Origin of the sequence: Hoyosella sp. YIM 151337, from assembly GCF_026041215.1 — a bacterium.
In the GTDB taxonomy this organism is placed as follows: Bacteria; Actinomycetota; Actinomycetes; order Mycobacteriales; family Mycobacteriaceae; genus Hoyosella.
The window spans coordinates 89,996-105,362 of sequence record NZ_JAPEIQ010000028.1 but is presented as its reverse complement, the minus strand read 5'-3'; the positions used below and the strand labels follow the sequence as shown (position 1 = coordinate 105,362).

13 protein-coding genes and 1 pseudogene are annotated in these 15,367 nt (G+C 63.3%); 13 read left to right on the top strand and 1 reads right to left on the bottom strand.

What is annotated here, in order from left to right; genetic code table 11:
• The first annotated feature begins 209 nt into the window (after nt 1–209).
• From ONR57_RS14535 to ONR57_RS14525, 3 genes are all read left to right on the top strand, one after another.
• The gene (locus tag ONR57_RS14535; protein WP_265124226.1) at nt 210–902 is read left to right on the top strand and encodes a type 1 glutamine amidotransferase domain-containing protein; all 693 of its coding nucleotides are present in this window, start codon (nt 210–212) and stop codon (nt 900–902) included.
• A gap of 23 nt (nt 903–925) precedes the next feature.
• Complete coding sequence (locus ONR57_RS14530; protein ID WP_265124225.1) at nt 926–1,879, top strand: alcohol dehydrogenase catalytic domain-containing protein; 954 nt, start codon at nt 926–928, stop codon at nt 1,877–1,879.
• A gap of 71 nt (nt 1,880–1,950) precedes the next feature.
• A complete protein-coding gene (locus ONR57_RS14525) occupies nt 1,951–2,628 on the top strand; it encodes a uracil-DNA glycosylase (protein ID WP_265124224.1) in 678 nt (225 codons plus the stop codon).
• 58 nt (nt 2,629–2,686) lie between these two features.
• On the opposite strand, the gene rpmB is transcribed toward ONR57_RS14525, so the two are convergent.
• A complete protein-coding gene (rpmB, locus tag ONR57_RS14520) occupies nt 2,687–2,878 on the bottom strand; it encodes a 50S ribosomal protein L28 (protein ID WP_265124223.1) in 192 nt (63 codons plus the stop codon).
• 256 nt (nt 2,879–3,134) lie between these two features.
• Here rpmB and ONR57_RS14515 point away from each other — a divergent pair.
• The 10 genes and pseudogenes from ONR57_RS14515 to mutM all read left to right on the top strand — a co-directional run bounded on the left by ONR57_RS14515 (nt 3,135) and on the right by mutM (nt 15,245).
• A pseudogene (locus ONR57_RS14515) lies at nt 3,135–4,797 on the top strand (DAK2 domain-containing protein).
• 6 nt (nt 4,798–4,803) lie between these two features.
• A complete protein-coding gene (recG, locus tag ONR57_RS14510) occupies nt 4,804–7,104 on the top strand; it encodes an ATP-dependent DNA helicase RecG (RefSeq protein ID WP_265124222.1) in 2,301 nt (766 codons plus the stop codon).
• A gap of 143 nt (nt 7,105–7,247) precedes the next feature.
• Nucleotides 7,248–10,649, top strand: coding sequence for a pyruvate carboxylase (locus tag ONR57_RS14505; RefSeq protein ID WP_265124221.1), 3,402 nt, complete (start codon nt 7,248–7,250; stop codon nt 10,647–10,649).
• Nucleotides 10,646–11,227 (top strand): 16S rRNA (guanine(966)-N(2))-methyltransferase RsmD, encoded by a 582-nt coding sequence (rsmD, locus tag ONR57_RS14500; RefSeq protein ID WP_265124220.1) that lies wholly within the window; start codon nt 10,646–10,648, stop codon nt 11,225–11,227. Before ONR57_RS14505 ends, rsmD begins: the two co-directional genes overlap by 4 nt.
• Nucleotides 11,228–11,282: 55 nt before the next feature.
• On the top strand, nt 11,283–11,783 hold the full coding sequence (coaD, locus tag ONR57_RS14495) for a pantetheine-phosphate adenylyltransferase (protein ID WP_265124219.1): 501 nt from the start codon (nt 11,283–11,285) through the stop codon (nt 11,781–11,783).
• A gap of 108 nt (nt 11,784–11,891) precedes the next feature.
• On the top strand, nt 11,892–12,650 hold the full coding sequence (locus ONR57_RS14490) for a DivIVA domain-containing protein (RefSeq protein ID WP_265124324.1): 759 nt from the start codon (nt 11,892–11,894) through the stop codon (nt 12,648–12,650).
• Nucleotides 12,651–12,733: 83 nt separating this feature from the next.
• Nucleotides 12,734–13,315, top strand: a complete 582-nt coding sequence (locus ONR57_RS14485) for a DUF177 domain-containing protein (protein ID WP_265124218.1) — start codon at nt 12,734–12,736, stop codon at nt 13,313–13,315.
• A 70-nt stretch (nt 13,316–13,385) separates the two neighbouring features.
• Entirely contained in the window at nt 13,386–13,571 is a 186-nt protein-coding gene (gene rpmF, locus ONR57_RS14480; protein WP_265124217.1) for a 50S ribosomal protein L32, read from the top strand.
• Nucleotides 13,572–13,573: 2 nt separating this feature from the next.
• Complete coding sequence (gene rnc / locus ONR57_RS14475; RefSeq protein WP_265124216.1) at nt 13,574–14,290, top strand: ribonuclease III; 717 nt, start codon at nt 13,574–13,576, stop codon at nt 14,288–14,290.
• Between the two features lie 22 nt (nt 14,291–14,312).
• A complete protein-coding gene (mutM, locus tag ONR57_RS14470; protein WP_265124215.1) occupies nt 14,313–15,245 on the top strand; it encodes a bifunctional DNA-formamidopyrimidine glycosylase/DNA-(apurinic or apyrimidinic site) lyase in 933 nt (310 codons plus the stop codon).
• Nucleotides 15,246–15,367: the final 122 nt, after the last annotated feature.

The following is a 15,367-nucleotide window of genomic DNA, read 5'->3' as shown; positions in this document are numbered from 1 at the left end:
AAATCTCTCATCCATCCTGCTTGTTCGGCAAGTGTCCCTAGCATTATCGTGTCCGGTCCACGGTGACATCGTGACCGAAGCACAACTTAGACTTGTCACTGTGTCACAACAACTTTGGCGCTTGCCGACGAGCGTGGGTGAACTCCACTTCCGTAACTTCATATTTGGGCGCTGAAGCCCCAAAGATCGATCATCGCGGGAGCATTGACATGAGCACGAGAAAAGTCCTCGTCATCGTCACCAGTGTCGGGGAGTACCAAAAATTCGGGTTTCGGACTGGATTATGGCTCGGTGAGCTCACCCATTTTTGGGACATCGCCGAGTCCGCTGGCATCGACCTAGAGATTGCGAGTATCGCAGGCGGAGCCGTTCCGATTGATCCGGAGAGTCTCGCCCACGATTTCCTCGCTGACCATGGCACGGGTGCGCGGTACCGGGACCGGCAATTCATGAATTTGCTGCACGGTACCAAGTCTGTTGCGGAGGTCAGCGCGCGGAATTTTGACGCGATCTACCTGACCGGGGGCCACGGAGTGATGTACGACTTCCCGGAAAGCTGGGAGCTTGCCACTCTTATTGCGGAGTTCTACGAGTCCGGAAAGGTTGTCGCGTCGGTTTGCCACGGTGCCGCCGGTCTGCTCAACGTGGTTCTCAGCGATGGGAAGCACCTCATCGAAGGGAAGACGATTACAGGATTCTCCTGGCCCGAAGAGGATCTCGCTCAGCGAGCAGACGCCGTGCCATTCAACCTCGAAACCGAACTGAAGAAACGCGGCGCGAACTACCAGATTGCAGCTCAGCCATTCGAGCCATTTACAGTAACTGATGGAACCTTGATCACCGGGCAGAATCCGGCAAGTTCGATACCGGTCGCCGAGGCCGTGGTAAAGGCTCTCAGCTGATCATGCTGAGGTTACCCGAAACGATGAGTGCCGTCGTCATCGACGGCGGCACTTTTACACTTGAGCAACGCCCACTGCCCACGGTGGGGCCGCAGGACGTGCTCGTACGAGTCGCGGCTGCCGGGCTCAACGCAGCTGACTTAGCGCAAGCGCAGGGCGCGTACCCAGCACCGCCTGGCGTGCCGGCCGACATCCCAGGTCTCGAGTGTGCCGGCAGGGTGGTGCGCGCAGGCAGCGGCGTTAGCGGCGCCGTGGGTGAACGCGTGATGGCTCTCGTTGGGGGAGGCGCTCATGCCGAGTACGTGGCCGTGCCAGCAACACATTTGATCCCAATCCCTGAAAATGTCGATGATCTTACGGCCGCGGGCTTCGTCGAAGCCTTCTCCACTGCGTGGGATGGCCTTGTCAACCAGGCGAGGATCGGCGCAGGTGAGCGAGTACTGATCACTGGGGCAGCAGGCGGCGTCGGAACCGCCCTTATACAGGTCGCGGTTGGGCAAGGTGCGTGCGTGGTAGCAAGCGTTCGTGATCGATCGCTGCACGATAAGGTACGGGCCCTGGTCCCGGGTCTCACAGTTGTCACACCGGAGTCAGAGGAAGCGCACGGGCCCTACGACGTGATCGTGGAACTCGCGGCGGGAAGCGGCCTCGGAGCAAAGGTGCATTGGGTGCACCCGTATGGGCGGATTCTCGTCATCGGTCTGAGCGACTGGGAACCGGTACCGATCCGGCTTATCGATATGATGACCCGGCGGGCGCGGATACTCGGCACGACGATCCGCGCGCGAAGCATAGCAGAAAAGACCCTTGTCGCGCGGTCTGTCGATAGGCACCTCGTCCCCAGACTCGCCGCAGGAGAGATCGGTGTCCCCATAGACTCCGTCTTCGCGCTCAGCAAATACGCGCATGCGTATCAACGGCTCGCCGAGCGAGGGAAGTTCGGCAAAGTTGTGCTTGATATAGACAGGTCAGCCTGAGCGACACGTGGTGTCGGTCAGCGTAATATCGGGACGCACTCATCAGCCGGAACGAGGAGTCTCACAGCCCAATGGCGCCGCGACCGTTAAACGAAGTAGTAGAAGAGGGTTGGGCGGGCGCATTGGCCCCCGTCGCGCAGAACATCGCGGACATGGGGGAGTTCTTGCGGGCGGAAAACACTGCTGGACGCGGGTATCTGCCAAGCGGCCAGAATGTGCTGCGCGCGTTCCAGCAGCCGTTCGCTGAGGTGCGGGTATTGATTGTGGGTCAGGATCCTTACCCGACGCCAGGGCACCCGATCGGGCTGAGCTTCTCGGTAGCGCCGGACGTGCGCCCGCTGCCGAAGAGTCTCATCAACATATATAAGGAGTACTGCGCTGATCTTGGCTTTCCGCCGCCAACGTCAGGCGATCTCACGCCGTGGTCCAAGAACGGGGTGCTGCTGCTCAACCGCGTGCTGACGGTGCGCCCGGGTGAACCTGCGTCACATCGCGGGAAGGGCTGGGAGGCTGTTACTGAACAGGCGATCCGCGCCCTGGTAGAGCGCGACGATCCGATGGTGGCGATCTTGTGGGGCCGCGACGCGATGAGTTTGAAGCCGATGCTCGAGGACGTGCCAACGATTGAGTCGGCGCACCCGTCGCCGCTGTCCGCGTCGCGTGGGTTCTTCGGGTCGAAGCCGTTTAGCCGGGCCAATGAGGAGTTGCTGGACTTGGGCGGGGAGCCGGTCGACTGGCGGCTCCCATAACAACAAATCCCCGGAAGACCGGCTGTGTGCCGATCCCCGGGGATTTGTGTTGTCAGCGTCAGGCGCGAACCACCTTGCCTGCTTTGATGCAGGACGTGCAGGCGTTGATGCGCTTCCGGGTGCCAGGGGCAACCTCGGCACGAACAGTCTGGATGTTCGGGTCCCAGCGACGGCTGGTACGCACGTGCGAGTGCGAGACCGACTTACCGAAGCCAGGTCCCTTTCCACAGACATCGCAAACGGCAGCCATTGTCGTCGAACTCCTCGATAGTGGTGATACATGTCTTGTACTCGAAGTACCGTGCGCACGAAGTATCCGCACCGTGCGCAGGCAACCGTGCAAGCGTACCGGGTTTCTCGCGCATTGACCAAACCGGCACGGCTTCTCATTATCTGCTGAGGGCCGCGGTGCGCGCTACTCTCTGAGCAGACCGCCTGAGGCCGCTGCTGTTGGGCGGCGCGATCGGCGGAATCGGCGAAGATCACTGTGAAGGAGGGCGGACGCAGTGACAGGGGATCTCACCACTCTCGATGCGCAAGCACTGCTGCGCTGGGCGAGGGCCTGTGTGCGCGGACTCGAACGCCACCGTGACGAGATCAATGTCCTCAACGTCTTCCCGATCGCTGATTCTGACACCGGCACGAACCTGCATTTCACGATGGCGGCGGCATTACAGGCCGCGGAAGCGTGCGAAGTCGGGAGCGAGCCGCCTGCGCGCACGGTCGCGGTCGCACTGGCGCGCGGCGCAGTCGCCGGGGCGCGGGGCAACTCGGGAGTAATCCTGTCTCAGGTGCTGCGTGGGGTTGCGGACGCCGCTGCGGATCGGCCGATCGATGGCGGAGTGATGCAGAACGCCCTGGAAACCGCCCTCGACCTGGTGAGCAAATCCCTCTCAACGGTGGTTGAGGGGACCGTGGTGACGGTTCTGCGCGGCGCAGCGAAAGCGGCCCGGAGTGCCCCAACGTGCTCGCTGCCGGACGTCGCGCGCGGCCGCGGAGGGTGCGGTCGCCGCGCTCGAACAGACGCCAGAACAGCTCGCCGTGCTCAGCCAGGCCGGGGTCGTCGACGCGGGCGGGCTTGGCCTGGTCGTCATCCTCGATGCCCTCGTTGAAGTGGCGACCGGGGCGCTTCCGGAGCGGCCTCGTTTCACAGTCCGTGCCACTGTGGGTGATTCGGCGGCGGCACCGGCGCAGCAGCCTGCGGCGCCCGCCTCGCGGCTTGAACACATTCACGAGTACGAGACGGGCGACGCCGAGTACGAAATCATGTATCTGCTTGACCGCTGCTCGGACGATGCTGCAGATACGCTTCGAGAAAAATTGTCAGACCTCGGTGATTCAGTAGTCGTCGTGAGCGACGGATCGGGAGTGTGGTCGGTGCACGTGCACAGCACCGACCCTGGCGGTGCAGTTGAGGCAGGTATCGCTGCTGGAGTGCCGCGGAGCATCCGCATCACGGCCTTCGCGCCGGATCAGCAAGTGTCATTCGCGGCGACCCCAGCGCGGCCGCTGGTGCGCCGGGTGTTAGCGCTCGTGTGTGGCACGGCAGCGGCTGAACTGTTCGAGAGTGAGGGCGCGACGGTGCTGAAGACGGGTTGCATGGCATCGCCGCAGGAGCTTCTCGACGCGGTTCTCTCCCTGCGCGCGGATGAAGTGTTCGTACTGCCGAATGGACTTATCAAACCGGAGGAACTGGTCGCAGTCAGCCGTCAGGCCCGTCATCTGGGCCACCCCGCGGTGCTGCTGCCGACCTCCAGCATGGTCCAGGGGCTCGCTGCCCTCGCTGTCCACGACCCGTCGCGCGCTGGTTCTGATGATTCCTACGCGATGGCTGCGGCTGCGGCTGCTACCCGGTGGGGTTCGGTGCAGCGTGCACGCAGCCGGGCGCTGACCATGGCTGGCGTCTGCGAACCAGGTGACTGTCTCGGGCTTGTGGGCCGTGAAGTGCTAGTGATTGATGAAGACCTCACGGGCGCCGCTGCCAAGCTCGCAGACCTCATGCTGGCCGCGGGCGGAGAACTTGTGACGGTGCTCGCCGGTCAGGACGGTGCGGGGCGTTACCTGGCTGAATCGCTGGAGCAGCATCTTCAGCATGCGCATCCCGGCATTGACATCATGGTGTACCCAGGCGGGCAGGGCGACGACATCTTGCAGATCGGCGTGGAGTGAGTAATCGTGCACAAGACCGCGCGGAGCGCGCTTTCGCTTACTGATGCACTGGACGGCGTACTCGGCGCTGCTGTTTCGGCGCGGCTCCGCGACGAGTTCGGTATCAGCACGGTGGCGCACCTGCTTCAGCATTACCCCCGCCGCTACGCTCACAGCGGCATGCCACTCGGTGACGAGCAGGCCGAACCGGGGGATCACATCACGGTTGTCGCGACGATTGCGCGCGCAGACGAGATCCCGATGCGTGCGCCGAAGAAGGGCACCTTCATCAAGCTCAGTCTGCGTGCCGGTACGCAGCCCCTCGAAGCAACGTTCTTCAACCCGAAGCGGCTGCGGCACGTCATGAAGACCGGCAAGCGCATGATGTTTTCGGGCACGGTCTCTTATTTCCGTGGCACTATGCAGCTCACGCACCCCAGTTACCTGGAGTTGCGCGGGCCTGGAGAGGACGGGTCGGTACGTGGCAGCGGCCAGCTCGCCGAGCTGGCACGAGCCGCGCAGCAGTCCGACGCGGCGCTCGAAGCGGACCTCTCACGCGAGTTGATTCCAATCTATCCGTCGACGAAGAACATTCAGAGCTGGGAGATCTGGAGCTGCATCCGCATTGTTCTCGATCAGCTCCCCGCCCTCGCCGAAAATCTCCCCGCGGAGGTTATCGAACGCAATGCGCTGTGCTCCTATGATCAGGCGATTCGCGGGATTCATCTCCCCGAGACCGAAGCGGACTATCGAAATGCTCAAGATCGGCTGCGTTTCGACGAGGCGCTGCTGATGCAGCTGTTCCTTGCTCAACAGCGGGCTACTGAGGCACGGCGGTCAGCACCGAAGATGGCGCCCGCCCGTGACGGGATTGCCGCGCGATTCGAAGAGCGGCTGCCGTTCACGCTGACCGACGGTCAGCGTGCCGCGGGCGAGACGATCGCGGATCGGCTCAGCGCGCCCGCCCCGATGAACGTCCTGCTGCAAGGCGAGGTCGGGTCCGGCAAAACCATCGTGGCCCTGCGGGCGATGCTGCAAGCGATCGACGCCGGATTCCAGTGCGCGCTGCTCGCTCCAACCGAGGTACTAGCGACACAACATTACCGTTCGCTCCAGACGATGCTTGGGCCCCTGGGCCAGGGTGGCGAGCTGGGGGCGGATGATCATGCCACGGGTGTCGTGCTCCTGACCGGTTCGATGACCGCAGCCCAGCGCAAACGGGCGCTGCTCAGCATCGTCACCGGTGACGCTGGGATCGTGATCGGAACGCACGCCCTTATTCAAGACGGTGTTGATTTCTTCAACCTCGGCCTGGTGGTGGTGGACGAACAGCACCGTTTCGGGGTGGAACAGCGCGATCACCTGCGCGGCAAGGCGCGTGAGGGCATCACACCACACATGCTTGTGATGACTGCGACTCCGATTCCCCGGACCATTGCGATGACGGTCTTCGGTGCGCTGGAGGTGGTCACGTTGCGTGAACTGCCGCGCGGCCGCAGCCCGATTGCGAGCAAGGTCCTCGCGCTGTCGGCGTCGCGGAAGTGGCTGCCGCGCGTGTGGGAACGAATTGTGGAGGACGTCGCGCAGGGCCGCCAAGCGTACGTCGTGTGTGCGCGCATTGGGGACGAGGAGCCGGACGGTGCAGGGGCCAAGAACTCACCCGCTGCCAAAAACAAATCGAAAGCCGCCAAGAAGCAGGGTTCCGAAGAGCCGCGCCCCGCGACGGCGGTGGTCGACATGTACGAGTATCTGACCACGGGACCGCTGGCGCAGCTGCGTGTGGAGCTGTTGCACGGGCGCTTACCCGCAGACGAGAAGGATCGGGTAATGCGTGGCTTCTCCGACGGTCAAACCGACGTGCTCGTATGCACCACCGTAATCGAGGTAGGGGTGGATGTGCCGAACGCCACAGTGATGGTTATTGTGGACGCGGACCGCTTCGGGGTGAGCCAGCTCCACCAGCTGCGCGGCCGGGTCGGTCGTGGGGCGCACGCGGGGCTGTGCATCCTGCTTAGCGAGGCCGCTGAAGCATCGCCGGCGCTTGCCCGGCTTGCAGCGGTCGCGGAAACCACTGACGGCTTCCGTCTCGCTGAACTTGATCTCCAACAGCGCCGTGAAGGCGACGTGCTCGGGGCCGCCCAGTCTGGGGCACGGAGCAGCCTCAAGCTGCTTTCCCTGCTCGACCACGGAGATGTGATCGAGCAAGCTCGCAATGTCGCGGAAAAAATGGTCGCTGAGGACCCGGATCTTTCCGATGCGCCCGAACTTGCCGCGCTTGTGGGCAGTCTCGGTGCGGGCAGCGGAATCGATTATCTAGATATGACGTGAGTGGCCTCCCGCGGTGTGACGCGAACGCCTTAGTATCGTGCGGGAAGGTCCACAATCGTAAATAGTGCAGTGGGTGCGCCGATAGGCAATCACGCCCGCCTGGGCCACAAGCCCTGCGGCCCCGTTACGGAGAGAGGCAAATAATGTTTTCGAAGGTGCTGGTCGCGAATCGCGGCGAAATCGCGATCCGGGCTTTCCGGGCTGCTTACGAGCTGGGCGCGGGCACGGTTGCTGTCTTTCCGTTCGAGGATCGTAATTCGACGCATCGACTGAAGGCGGACGAGAGTTACGAGATTGGTGAGCGCGGGCATCCGGTGCGCGCGTATCTCTCGGTCGACGAGATCATCAGTGCGGCGAAAAAGGCCGGCGCTGACGCTGTGTATCCCGGTTATGGGTTCCTGTCGGAGAACCCGGATCTCGCCTCGGCGTGCGCGGAGGCTGGTATTACGTTTGTGGGCCCATCAGTCGAGGTGCTCGAGCTCGCCGGTAATAAGGCCCGCGCGATTGCGGCTGCGCGGGCGGCTGGCCTGCCGGTACTCGCGTCCTCGGAGCCGAGCACGGACGTTAACGCGCTGCTCAGCGCGGCAGACGACATGCAGTTCCCGGTGTTCGTGAAGGCCGTAGCTGGTGGTGGCGGTCGCGGTATGCGGCGCGTTGATTCACGTGAGTCGTTGCGTGACGCGATCGAGGCCGCGCAGCGTGAGGCTGAATCTGCATTCGGAGACGCGACCGTGTTCCTTGAGCAGGCGGTGGTGAATCCACGGCATATTGAGGTGCAGATCCTCGCCGATCAGCAAGGCAATGTGATTCATTTGTTCGAGCGAGATTGTTCGGTGCAGCGCCGTCACCAAAAAGTGGTGGAGCTTGCCCCGGCGCCGAACCTCGACCCCGAGTTGCGGGACCGTATTTGTTCGGATGCGGTGGCGTTCGCGCGCGAAATTGGATACTCGTGCGCCGGGACGGTCGAATTCCTGCTTGATGAGCGGGGCCAGCATGTGTTCATCGAAATGAATCCGCGTATTCAGGTGGAACACACAGTCACAGAGGAAGTGACCGATGTCGACCTCGTCCAGTCGCAGCTGCGGATCGCAAGCGGGGAGACGCTCTCAGACCTGGGGCTGGCGCAGGAGTCGATAACGCTGCGCGGTGCGGCCATGCAGTGCCGAATCACCACGGAAGACCCGGCGAACGGGTTCCGCCCGGACACAGGCCGCATCACTGCCTATCGCACTCCGGGTGGTGCAGGGGTGCGTCTCGATGGCGGCACCATGCTGGGTGCGGAACTGGGCGCGTACTTCGACTCGATGCTGGTGAAGCTGACGTGCCGGGGCCGCGACTTCGGTACCGCGGTACGCCGCGCACGCCGAGCCCTAGCGGAGTTCCGGATCCGCGGTGTCGCGACCAATATTCCCTTCCTCCAAGGGCTGCTCGACGACCCGGACTTCCGGGAAGGCCGGGTCACGACGTCGTTTATTGATGAGCGCCCGCACCTGCTGACGCTGCACACCTCCGCCGACCGTGGTACCCGCATGTTGCGGTATCTCGCTGACGTGACGGTGAACAAGCCGCATGGCGAGCGGCCGGTGCGCCTGGATCCGCGCACGAAGCTGCCGGCGATTGATGGTGACGCACCGATCCCGGATGGCACCCGGCAGAAGCTGCTGCAACTCGGTCCAGAGGGATTCGCCGCCGCGCTGCGGGAGCAAAAAGCGCTCGCGGTCACAGAGACGACGTTCCGCGACGCGCATCAATCGCTGCTGGCGACGCGGCTCCGCACCCGGGACCTGCTGGGAATCGCCGAACATGTAGCACGGCTGACGCCGCAGCTGTTCAGCATCGAGGCGTGGGGCGGGGCGACATACGATGTGGCGCTGCGTTTCTTGCATGAAGACCCGTGGGAGCGGCTGGAAAAGCTGCGTGAAGCGATCCCGAACATCTGTTTGCAGATGCTGCTGCGCGGCCGGAACACCGTTGGATACACGCCGTACCCGGAGACGGTGACCCGCGCGTTCGTGGAAGAAGCAACCCGTTCAGGTATCGACATTTTCCGGATCTTCGATGCACTGAACAACGTCGACCAGATGCGTCCCGCGATCGACGCGGTCCGTGAGACCGGCACTTCGGTTGCCGAAGTCGCGCTGAGCTATACCGGTGACCTCGCCGACCCGAATGAGCGGCTATACACGCTGGACTACTATCTGCGTCTCGCTGAGCAGGCGGTCGAGGCGGGTGCGCATATCCTCGCGATCAAAGACATGGCGGGGCTGCTTCGCGCCCCATCTGCGGTGCGGCTGGTTTCCGCGCTGCGCAGCAACTTCGACTTGCCGGTGCATGTGCACACCCACGACACCCCCGGGGGTCAGCTCGCGACGTACCTCGCCGCGTGGGAAGCTGGCGCCGATGCGGTTGATGGTGCTGCCGCGTCGCTGGCGGGAACGACGAGTCAGCCCGCGCTCTCCGCGATCGTGGCGGCGGCGCGCAACACCGACCGTGATACCGGGCTTGACCTCGATGCGGTATGTGACCTCGAACCGTACTGGGAGGGCGTCCGCAAGATTTACAAGCCGTTCGAATCGGGACTGCCCTCGCCGACCGGGCGTGTGTATAAGCACGAGATTCCGGGCGGGCAGCTGTCGAACCTGCGCCAGCAGGCCATCGCGCTCGGGCTTGGTGAGCGATTCGAGGAAATCGAAGAGGCCTACGCTGCGGCGGACAGGTTGCTTGGCCGGCTCGTGAAGGTCACGCCGTCGTCCAAGGTCGTCGGCGATCTCGCGCTGCACCTTGTCGGTGCGGGGGTGTCGGTGGAGCAATTCAAAGATGACCCCGGCTCGTTCGACGTGCCGGATTCGGTGATCGGATTCTTGCGTGGCGAGCTGGGCGACCCGGCGGGCGGCTGGCCAGAACCGTTCCGCACCAAAGCGCTCGAGGGGCGAGCTCCAGCAAAGCCCGCGCCGGATCTGAGCATCGAAGATCAGGCAATTCTCGATGGTGATGACCCGAAGAAACGTCAGGACACGCTCAACCGGCTCCTGTTCCCCGGCCCCGCGCGCGAATTCCGCGACCATCGCGATCAGTATGGTGACACGTCGCTGCTATCCAGCGGGCAGTTCTTCTATGGGCTGCGCCACGGCGAGGAACACCAAGTCAACCTCGAACCGGGGGTGACCTTGCTGTTCGGTCTGGAAGCGATCTCCGAACCCGATGAGCGCGGCCTGCGCAACGTCATGTGCACCATCAACGGCCAGTTACGGCCTGTGCGGGTGCGCGACCGCTCCGTCGCAAGCGAGGTCCCCTCGTCGGAGAAGGCCGATAAGAACAACCCCGCACACCTGCCAGCACCATTCGCTGGCGTGGTCACCATCCAGGCCAGCGCGGGTGACAGCATTAAGGCCGGAGACACCATCGCCACGATCGAAGCAATGAAGATGGAGGCCGCGATCACCGCCCACAAGACCGGCACGATCGCACGCATCGCGATCAGCCCAGTGCAGCAAGTCGAAGGCGGCGACCTCATCGCTGTTATCGAATCCACCGAATCCGAGTGACACGGATAATCGCTGGAAAGGCCGGAGGCATCCGGTTACGCGTACCCCCGAAAGGGACGCGACCAACCACAGACCGGGTGCGGGAAGCGCTGTTCAGTCTTCTCGCGTCCCGGCTGGACTTCGATGGCGAACGCGTACTCGATCTCTACGCGGGATCGGGTGCGCTCGGCCTCGAGGCACTGTCACGCGGAGCGGACACCGCGGTATTCGTGGAATCGGATGCCCGGGCACTCGCTGTTGTGAAGGACAACGTTCGCACCGCACGCTTGCATGGCGCGGATGTCGTTCGCAGTGATGTTGCCGCTTTCGTGGGCAAGCCGGCGCGTCAGACGTACACGCTTGTGCTTGCAGACCCGCCCTACACCGTCGGAGAGCCCGCGGTGCGCACCGTCCTGGAACGCCTCGTGCAGCATGGGTGGCTCGCCGACCACGCTCTCGTAGTCGTTGAACGGTCGGCGCGCTCACCCGAGACAACCTGGCCGACATCCTTCTCGGGTGTGGATTCGCGGCGCTACGGCGAAACTCGCATCGATATCGCTGAGTACCTGCCGCGCGTACCCAGCAGGGATGGCGATTAGCCCGGAGGTGTTCCGCCCGCGCACGAGCGCGGGCGGCCTGTTAACGTCTGAGACCATGAGCGGAGCGATCTGCCCGGGTTCCTTCGACCCGGTCACCAACGGTCATCTCGACGTTATCGAGCGGGCTTCGGCACAGTTCGATCGTGTCGTCGTCGCGGTACTCGTGAACCCCAACAAAAAGGGCATGTTTGACGTCAGCGAACGCCTCGACATGCTTAGCGAAGTCACATCACACCTCCCCAACGTCACGGTCGATTCGTGGCAGGGCCTGCTCGTCGACTATGCGCTGCAGAATGGTCTGACCGCGATCGTCAAGGGGTTGCGTGCCGTCAGTGACTTCGAGTACGAGTTGCAGATGGCGCAGATGAACAAGGAATTATCTGGCGTCGACACTTTCTTCACCGCGACGAATCCGCTCTACAGCTTCCTGTCGAGTTCGCTCGCAAAAGAAGTAGCGACGTACGGGGGTGACGTCTCGCATCTGCTGCCGCCAGTCGTCTACAGCAGGCTGACTGAGCGCATCGCGGAACGCAAACGTGAGAAGGACGCTTCCTGACCCCGCGCGCGTGGGTGGCGCGGCGACACACCGTGCGGGTTGATACGTCATGGGTGAGAAGCCAGGCAGACTGGCTCCGAGACAGTCTTTGAGGATGTGGGGTTAGCGGTGTACCGGGTATTCGGCGCTCTTGATGAGCTAGTAGCGATCGTCGAAGAGGCGCGCGGTGTGCCGATGACGGCGGGTTGCATCGTGCCGCGCGGCGACGTGCTGGATCTGCTCGACGATGTTCGGGAAGCAATCCCGAGCGAACTTGATGACGCGCAGGACGTGCTCGACCATCGCGACAAGCTAGTGAATGACGCGCGTGACAGCGCGGAACAAACGGTGAGCGCTGCGTCAGCTGAAGCAGAGTCAACCATCACAAACGCGCGCGAGGATGCTGACCGCATGCTGCGCGACGCTAAGGCCCAAGCTGACCGAATGGTCGCGGAGGCGAAGGCGCACGCGGAACAACTTGTCGGTGATGCGCAAGCCGAAGCGGATCGCACGGTCCAAAACGGCCAGCGTGAGTTCGAGGCCATGACGGCGCGGGCGCGGACCGAAGCGAACCGGCTTATCGAGTCGGGCAACGCAGCATACGAGCGCGCCGTCAGCGAGGGTGTAGAGGAACAGCAGCGGCTCGTCTCGCAATCCGAAGTTGTGCATGCTGCGCAGGCGGAGGCAAACCGCGTCATTGATGGTGCGCATGCCGAGTCGGAGCGGCTGCGAAACGAGTGCGATCAATACGTTGACGCGAAGCTCGCGGAGTTCGAGGAATTCCTGAACGGTACGCTGCGTTCGGTGCACCGGGGCCGCCAGCGGCTCCGGGACGCGGGGCCGGCGCCCCAATTTGCCGCGGAGGAGCGGGCTGCGCGCAGGCGCTGATGCACGCCACACGGGCGGTACACTAGTAGGTTGAACTGGCCCCGTCAGGGGTGACTTAACCGCCTCAATCGGAGTGTGATCTCGTGAAGACTTCCCGGCATGGTTCGGCGCGCCCGCTGCGGGACTCGCCGTTTGTGCTGGACGTTCGGTCGCTCGGCCGGAGTCCTGGCACGATGCGCGAGGAGCGCCGCAGCGTCGCGCTTCCCGCCCGGATCGGACTGGACATGATCGGAATCCCCGCTGGCGAAGTCCTCGACATGGATTTGCGCCTGGAAGCCGTGTCCGAAGGTGTCTTAGTCACCGGGTCCGTGCACAGTGAAGCGACGGGCGAATGTGTGCGCTGTCTCGAAGATTTCCGTGATGAGGTGGAAATTTCTGTGACGGAACTGTTCGCTTATCCGGGCAGCGCGACGTCCGAGACAACCGACGAGGATGAAGTTCACCGAATCGAGGATGAACTGATCGACCTGGAGCCGGTCATCACTGACGCCTTTGGGCTCGCACTCCCGTTGCAGCCGATGTGTGCTGACGATTGCCCAGGCTTGTGCTCAGAATGCGGCGTTCGCCTGGCGATTGCGGAATCTGGCCACAGTCATGAGATACTGGATCCTCGCTGGGCTGCGCTCGCGGATAAGTTACCGTCCAATGAGCGCCCGGAAGCATAGTTCCACGCGGGATTGCCTGTTTCTGCCAGCGCCTAAGCAGCTACCAATCGATTGCCAAGGAGAGTAAGTCGTGGCCGTTCCCAAGCGCCGGATGTCGCGTGCCAACACGAGGTCGCGCCGCAGCCAGTGGAAGACCACTGCGCCCGCACTCATCACCTGCCCTAACCGCGCTTGCGGGCAGAAGACCCTGCCGCACACCGCATGCCCTTCATGTGGCACGTACCGGGGACGTCAGGTTACGGCTGCAACGGTCTGACCGTGGCTGATGGCGCAGCTTTGGCGGGCGAGCGCCGCGAGTCGCTGCTAGCCGCGCTCGGTGTGGAGCTCAGCGATGACGTTTTGACTCTCGCGTTAACGCACCGCTCCTATGCCTACGAGAACGGCGGGCTCCCGACAAACGAGCGTCTCGAGTTCCTCGGTGACTCGGTTCTCGGTCTGACGATCACTGAGCATTTGTATCGCACCCACCCGGACAAGCCTGAGGGTGAACTCGCGAAGATCCGCTCAAGCGTGGTGAATATGCATGCGCTTGCTGAGGTGGCGCGCAGCCTCGGAGAAGGCGGACTCGGTGTGCATTTCCTGCTCGGCAAGGGCGAGGAAATGACCGGCGGGCGTGATAAAGCGAGCATCCTGGCCGACGGCATGGAGTCGCTGCTCGGGGCTGTGTACCTCGAGCATGGACTCGATGTCGCGCGCACGGTCGTGCTGACGCTGTTCAAGGACCTCCTCGAGCGGGGCCCACGGCTGGGTGCAGGTCTCGACTGGAAGACGAGTCTGCAGGAACTCACCGCGGAACGCGGTCTCGGCGTACCCGCCTACGAGGTTGCTGCGAAAGGGCCGGACCATGACAAAGAGTTCACCGCGACGGTTATTGTCGCCGGTGATCAACTCGGCACCGGTACCGGGCGAACGAAGAAGGAAGCGGAGCAGAAAGCTGCCGGTGCAGCGTGGCGTTTTCTGTCCGCTGATGCGTAGCCCTTCCTGACGGCCGGTCGAGATGCCTGAGCTTCCTGAGGTCGAAGTCGTTCGCCGCGGTCTGGAATCGCATGTGGTCGGCAGGGCTATCGAATCGGTGGAAGTGCTGCATCCCCGTGCGGTGCGCCGGCATGCCGCAGGCCCCGCCGACCTTGCCGCGCGGCTGCACGGGCAAACGTTCAGCGGCGCGTTCCGCCGGGGCAAGTATCTCTGGCTGTTGCTTAACGACGGGCAGGCAACCCCGCTCGCTTGCGAGGCTTCGGAATCGTTGCTCGTGCATCTCGGGATGAGTGGTCAGATGCTCGTGCAGCCCGCAAGCGCCCCACGTGAAGTTCACGCCCGCATCGTGGTGTCACTGTCGAGTGGGGAGCAGTTGCGCTTCGTTGACCAGCGCACCTTCGGCGGCTGGCTGGTCGCTCCTGTGAGCGCGGTCTCCGCAGGCGAGTACCTGCCGGATCCCGTGGTACACATTGCCCGGGATCCGCTCGATCCACGTTTCGATTCGCGCGCTGTGGTCGAAAAGATGAAACGCAAGCCGAGTGAAATCAAGCGGGTCCTGCTCGATCAGTCTGTGATCTCGGGCGTGGGAAACATCTATGCCGACGAGGCGCTCTGGCGCGCCCAGGTGCATGGCAATCGGCTCGCGAGCGCGCTGTCGCGGCCCAAGCTGGCGTCGATTATTGCTGCCGCGCACGACGTGATGACAGCGGCGCTCGCGCAGGGCGGAACGTCATTCGATTCGCTCTACGTCAACGTGAATGGTCAGTCTGGGTACTTCAGTCGTTCCTTAGCCGTGTACGGCCGCGAAAACCAGCCGTGTCATCGCTGCGGGGCGCCGATCCAGCGCGAAGCATTCATGAACCGGTCGTCCTATTCGTGTCCCCGCTGCCAACCGCGCCCACGGTTTACGGGCAGGCGCGGCGTTCTTGCACCTGTCACCCCGCGAATCAAATGAGATAACGAGGGCCCCGCCGATTCTGATGCGGAAAGCGCTGAGCGAATTCGATATCGAGAACTACGATACGTTTTCATACGCCGCGCCGACGGGAGTGGCCTGACAATCGAACCGCGGAGGTC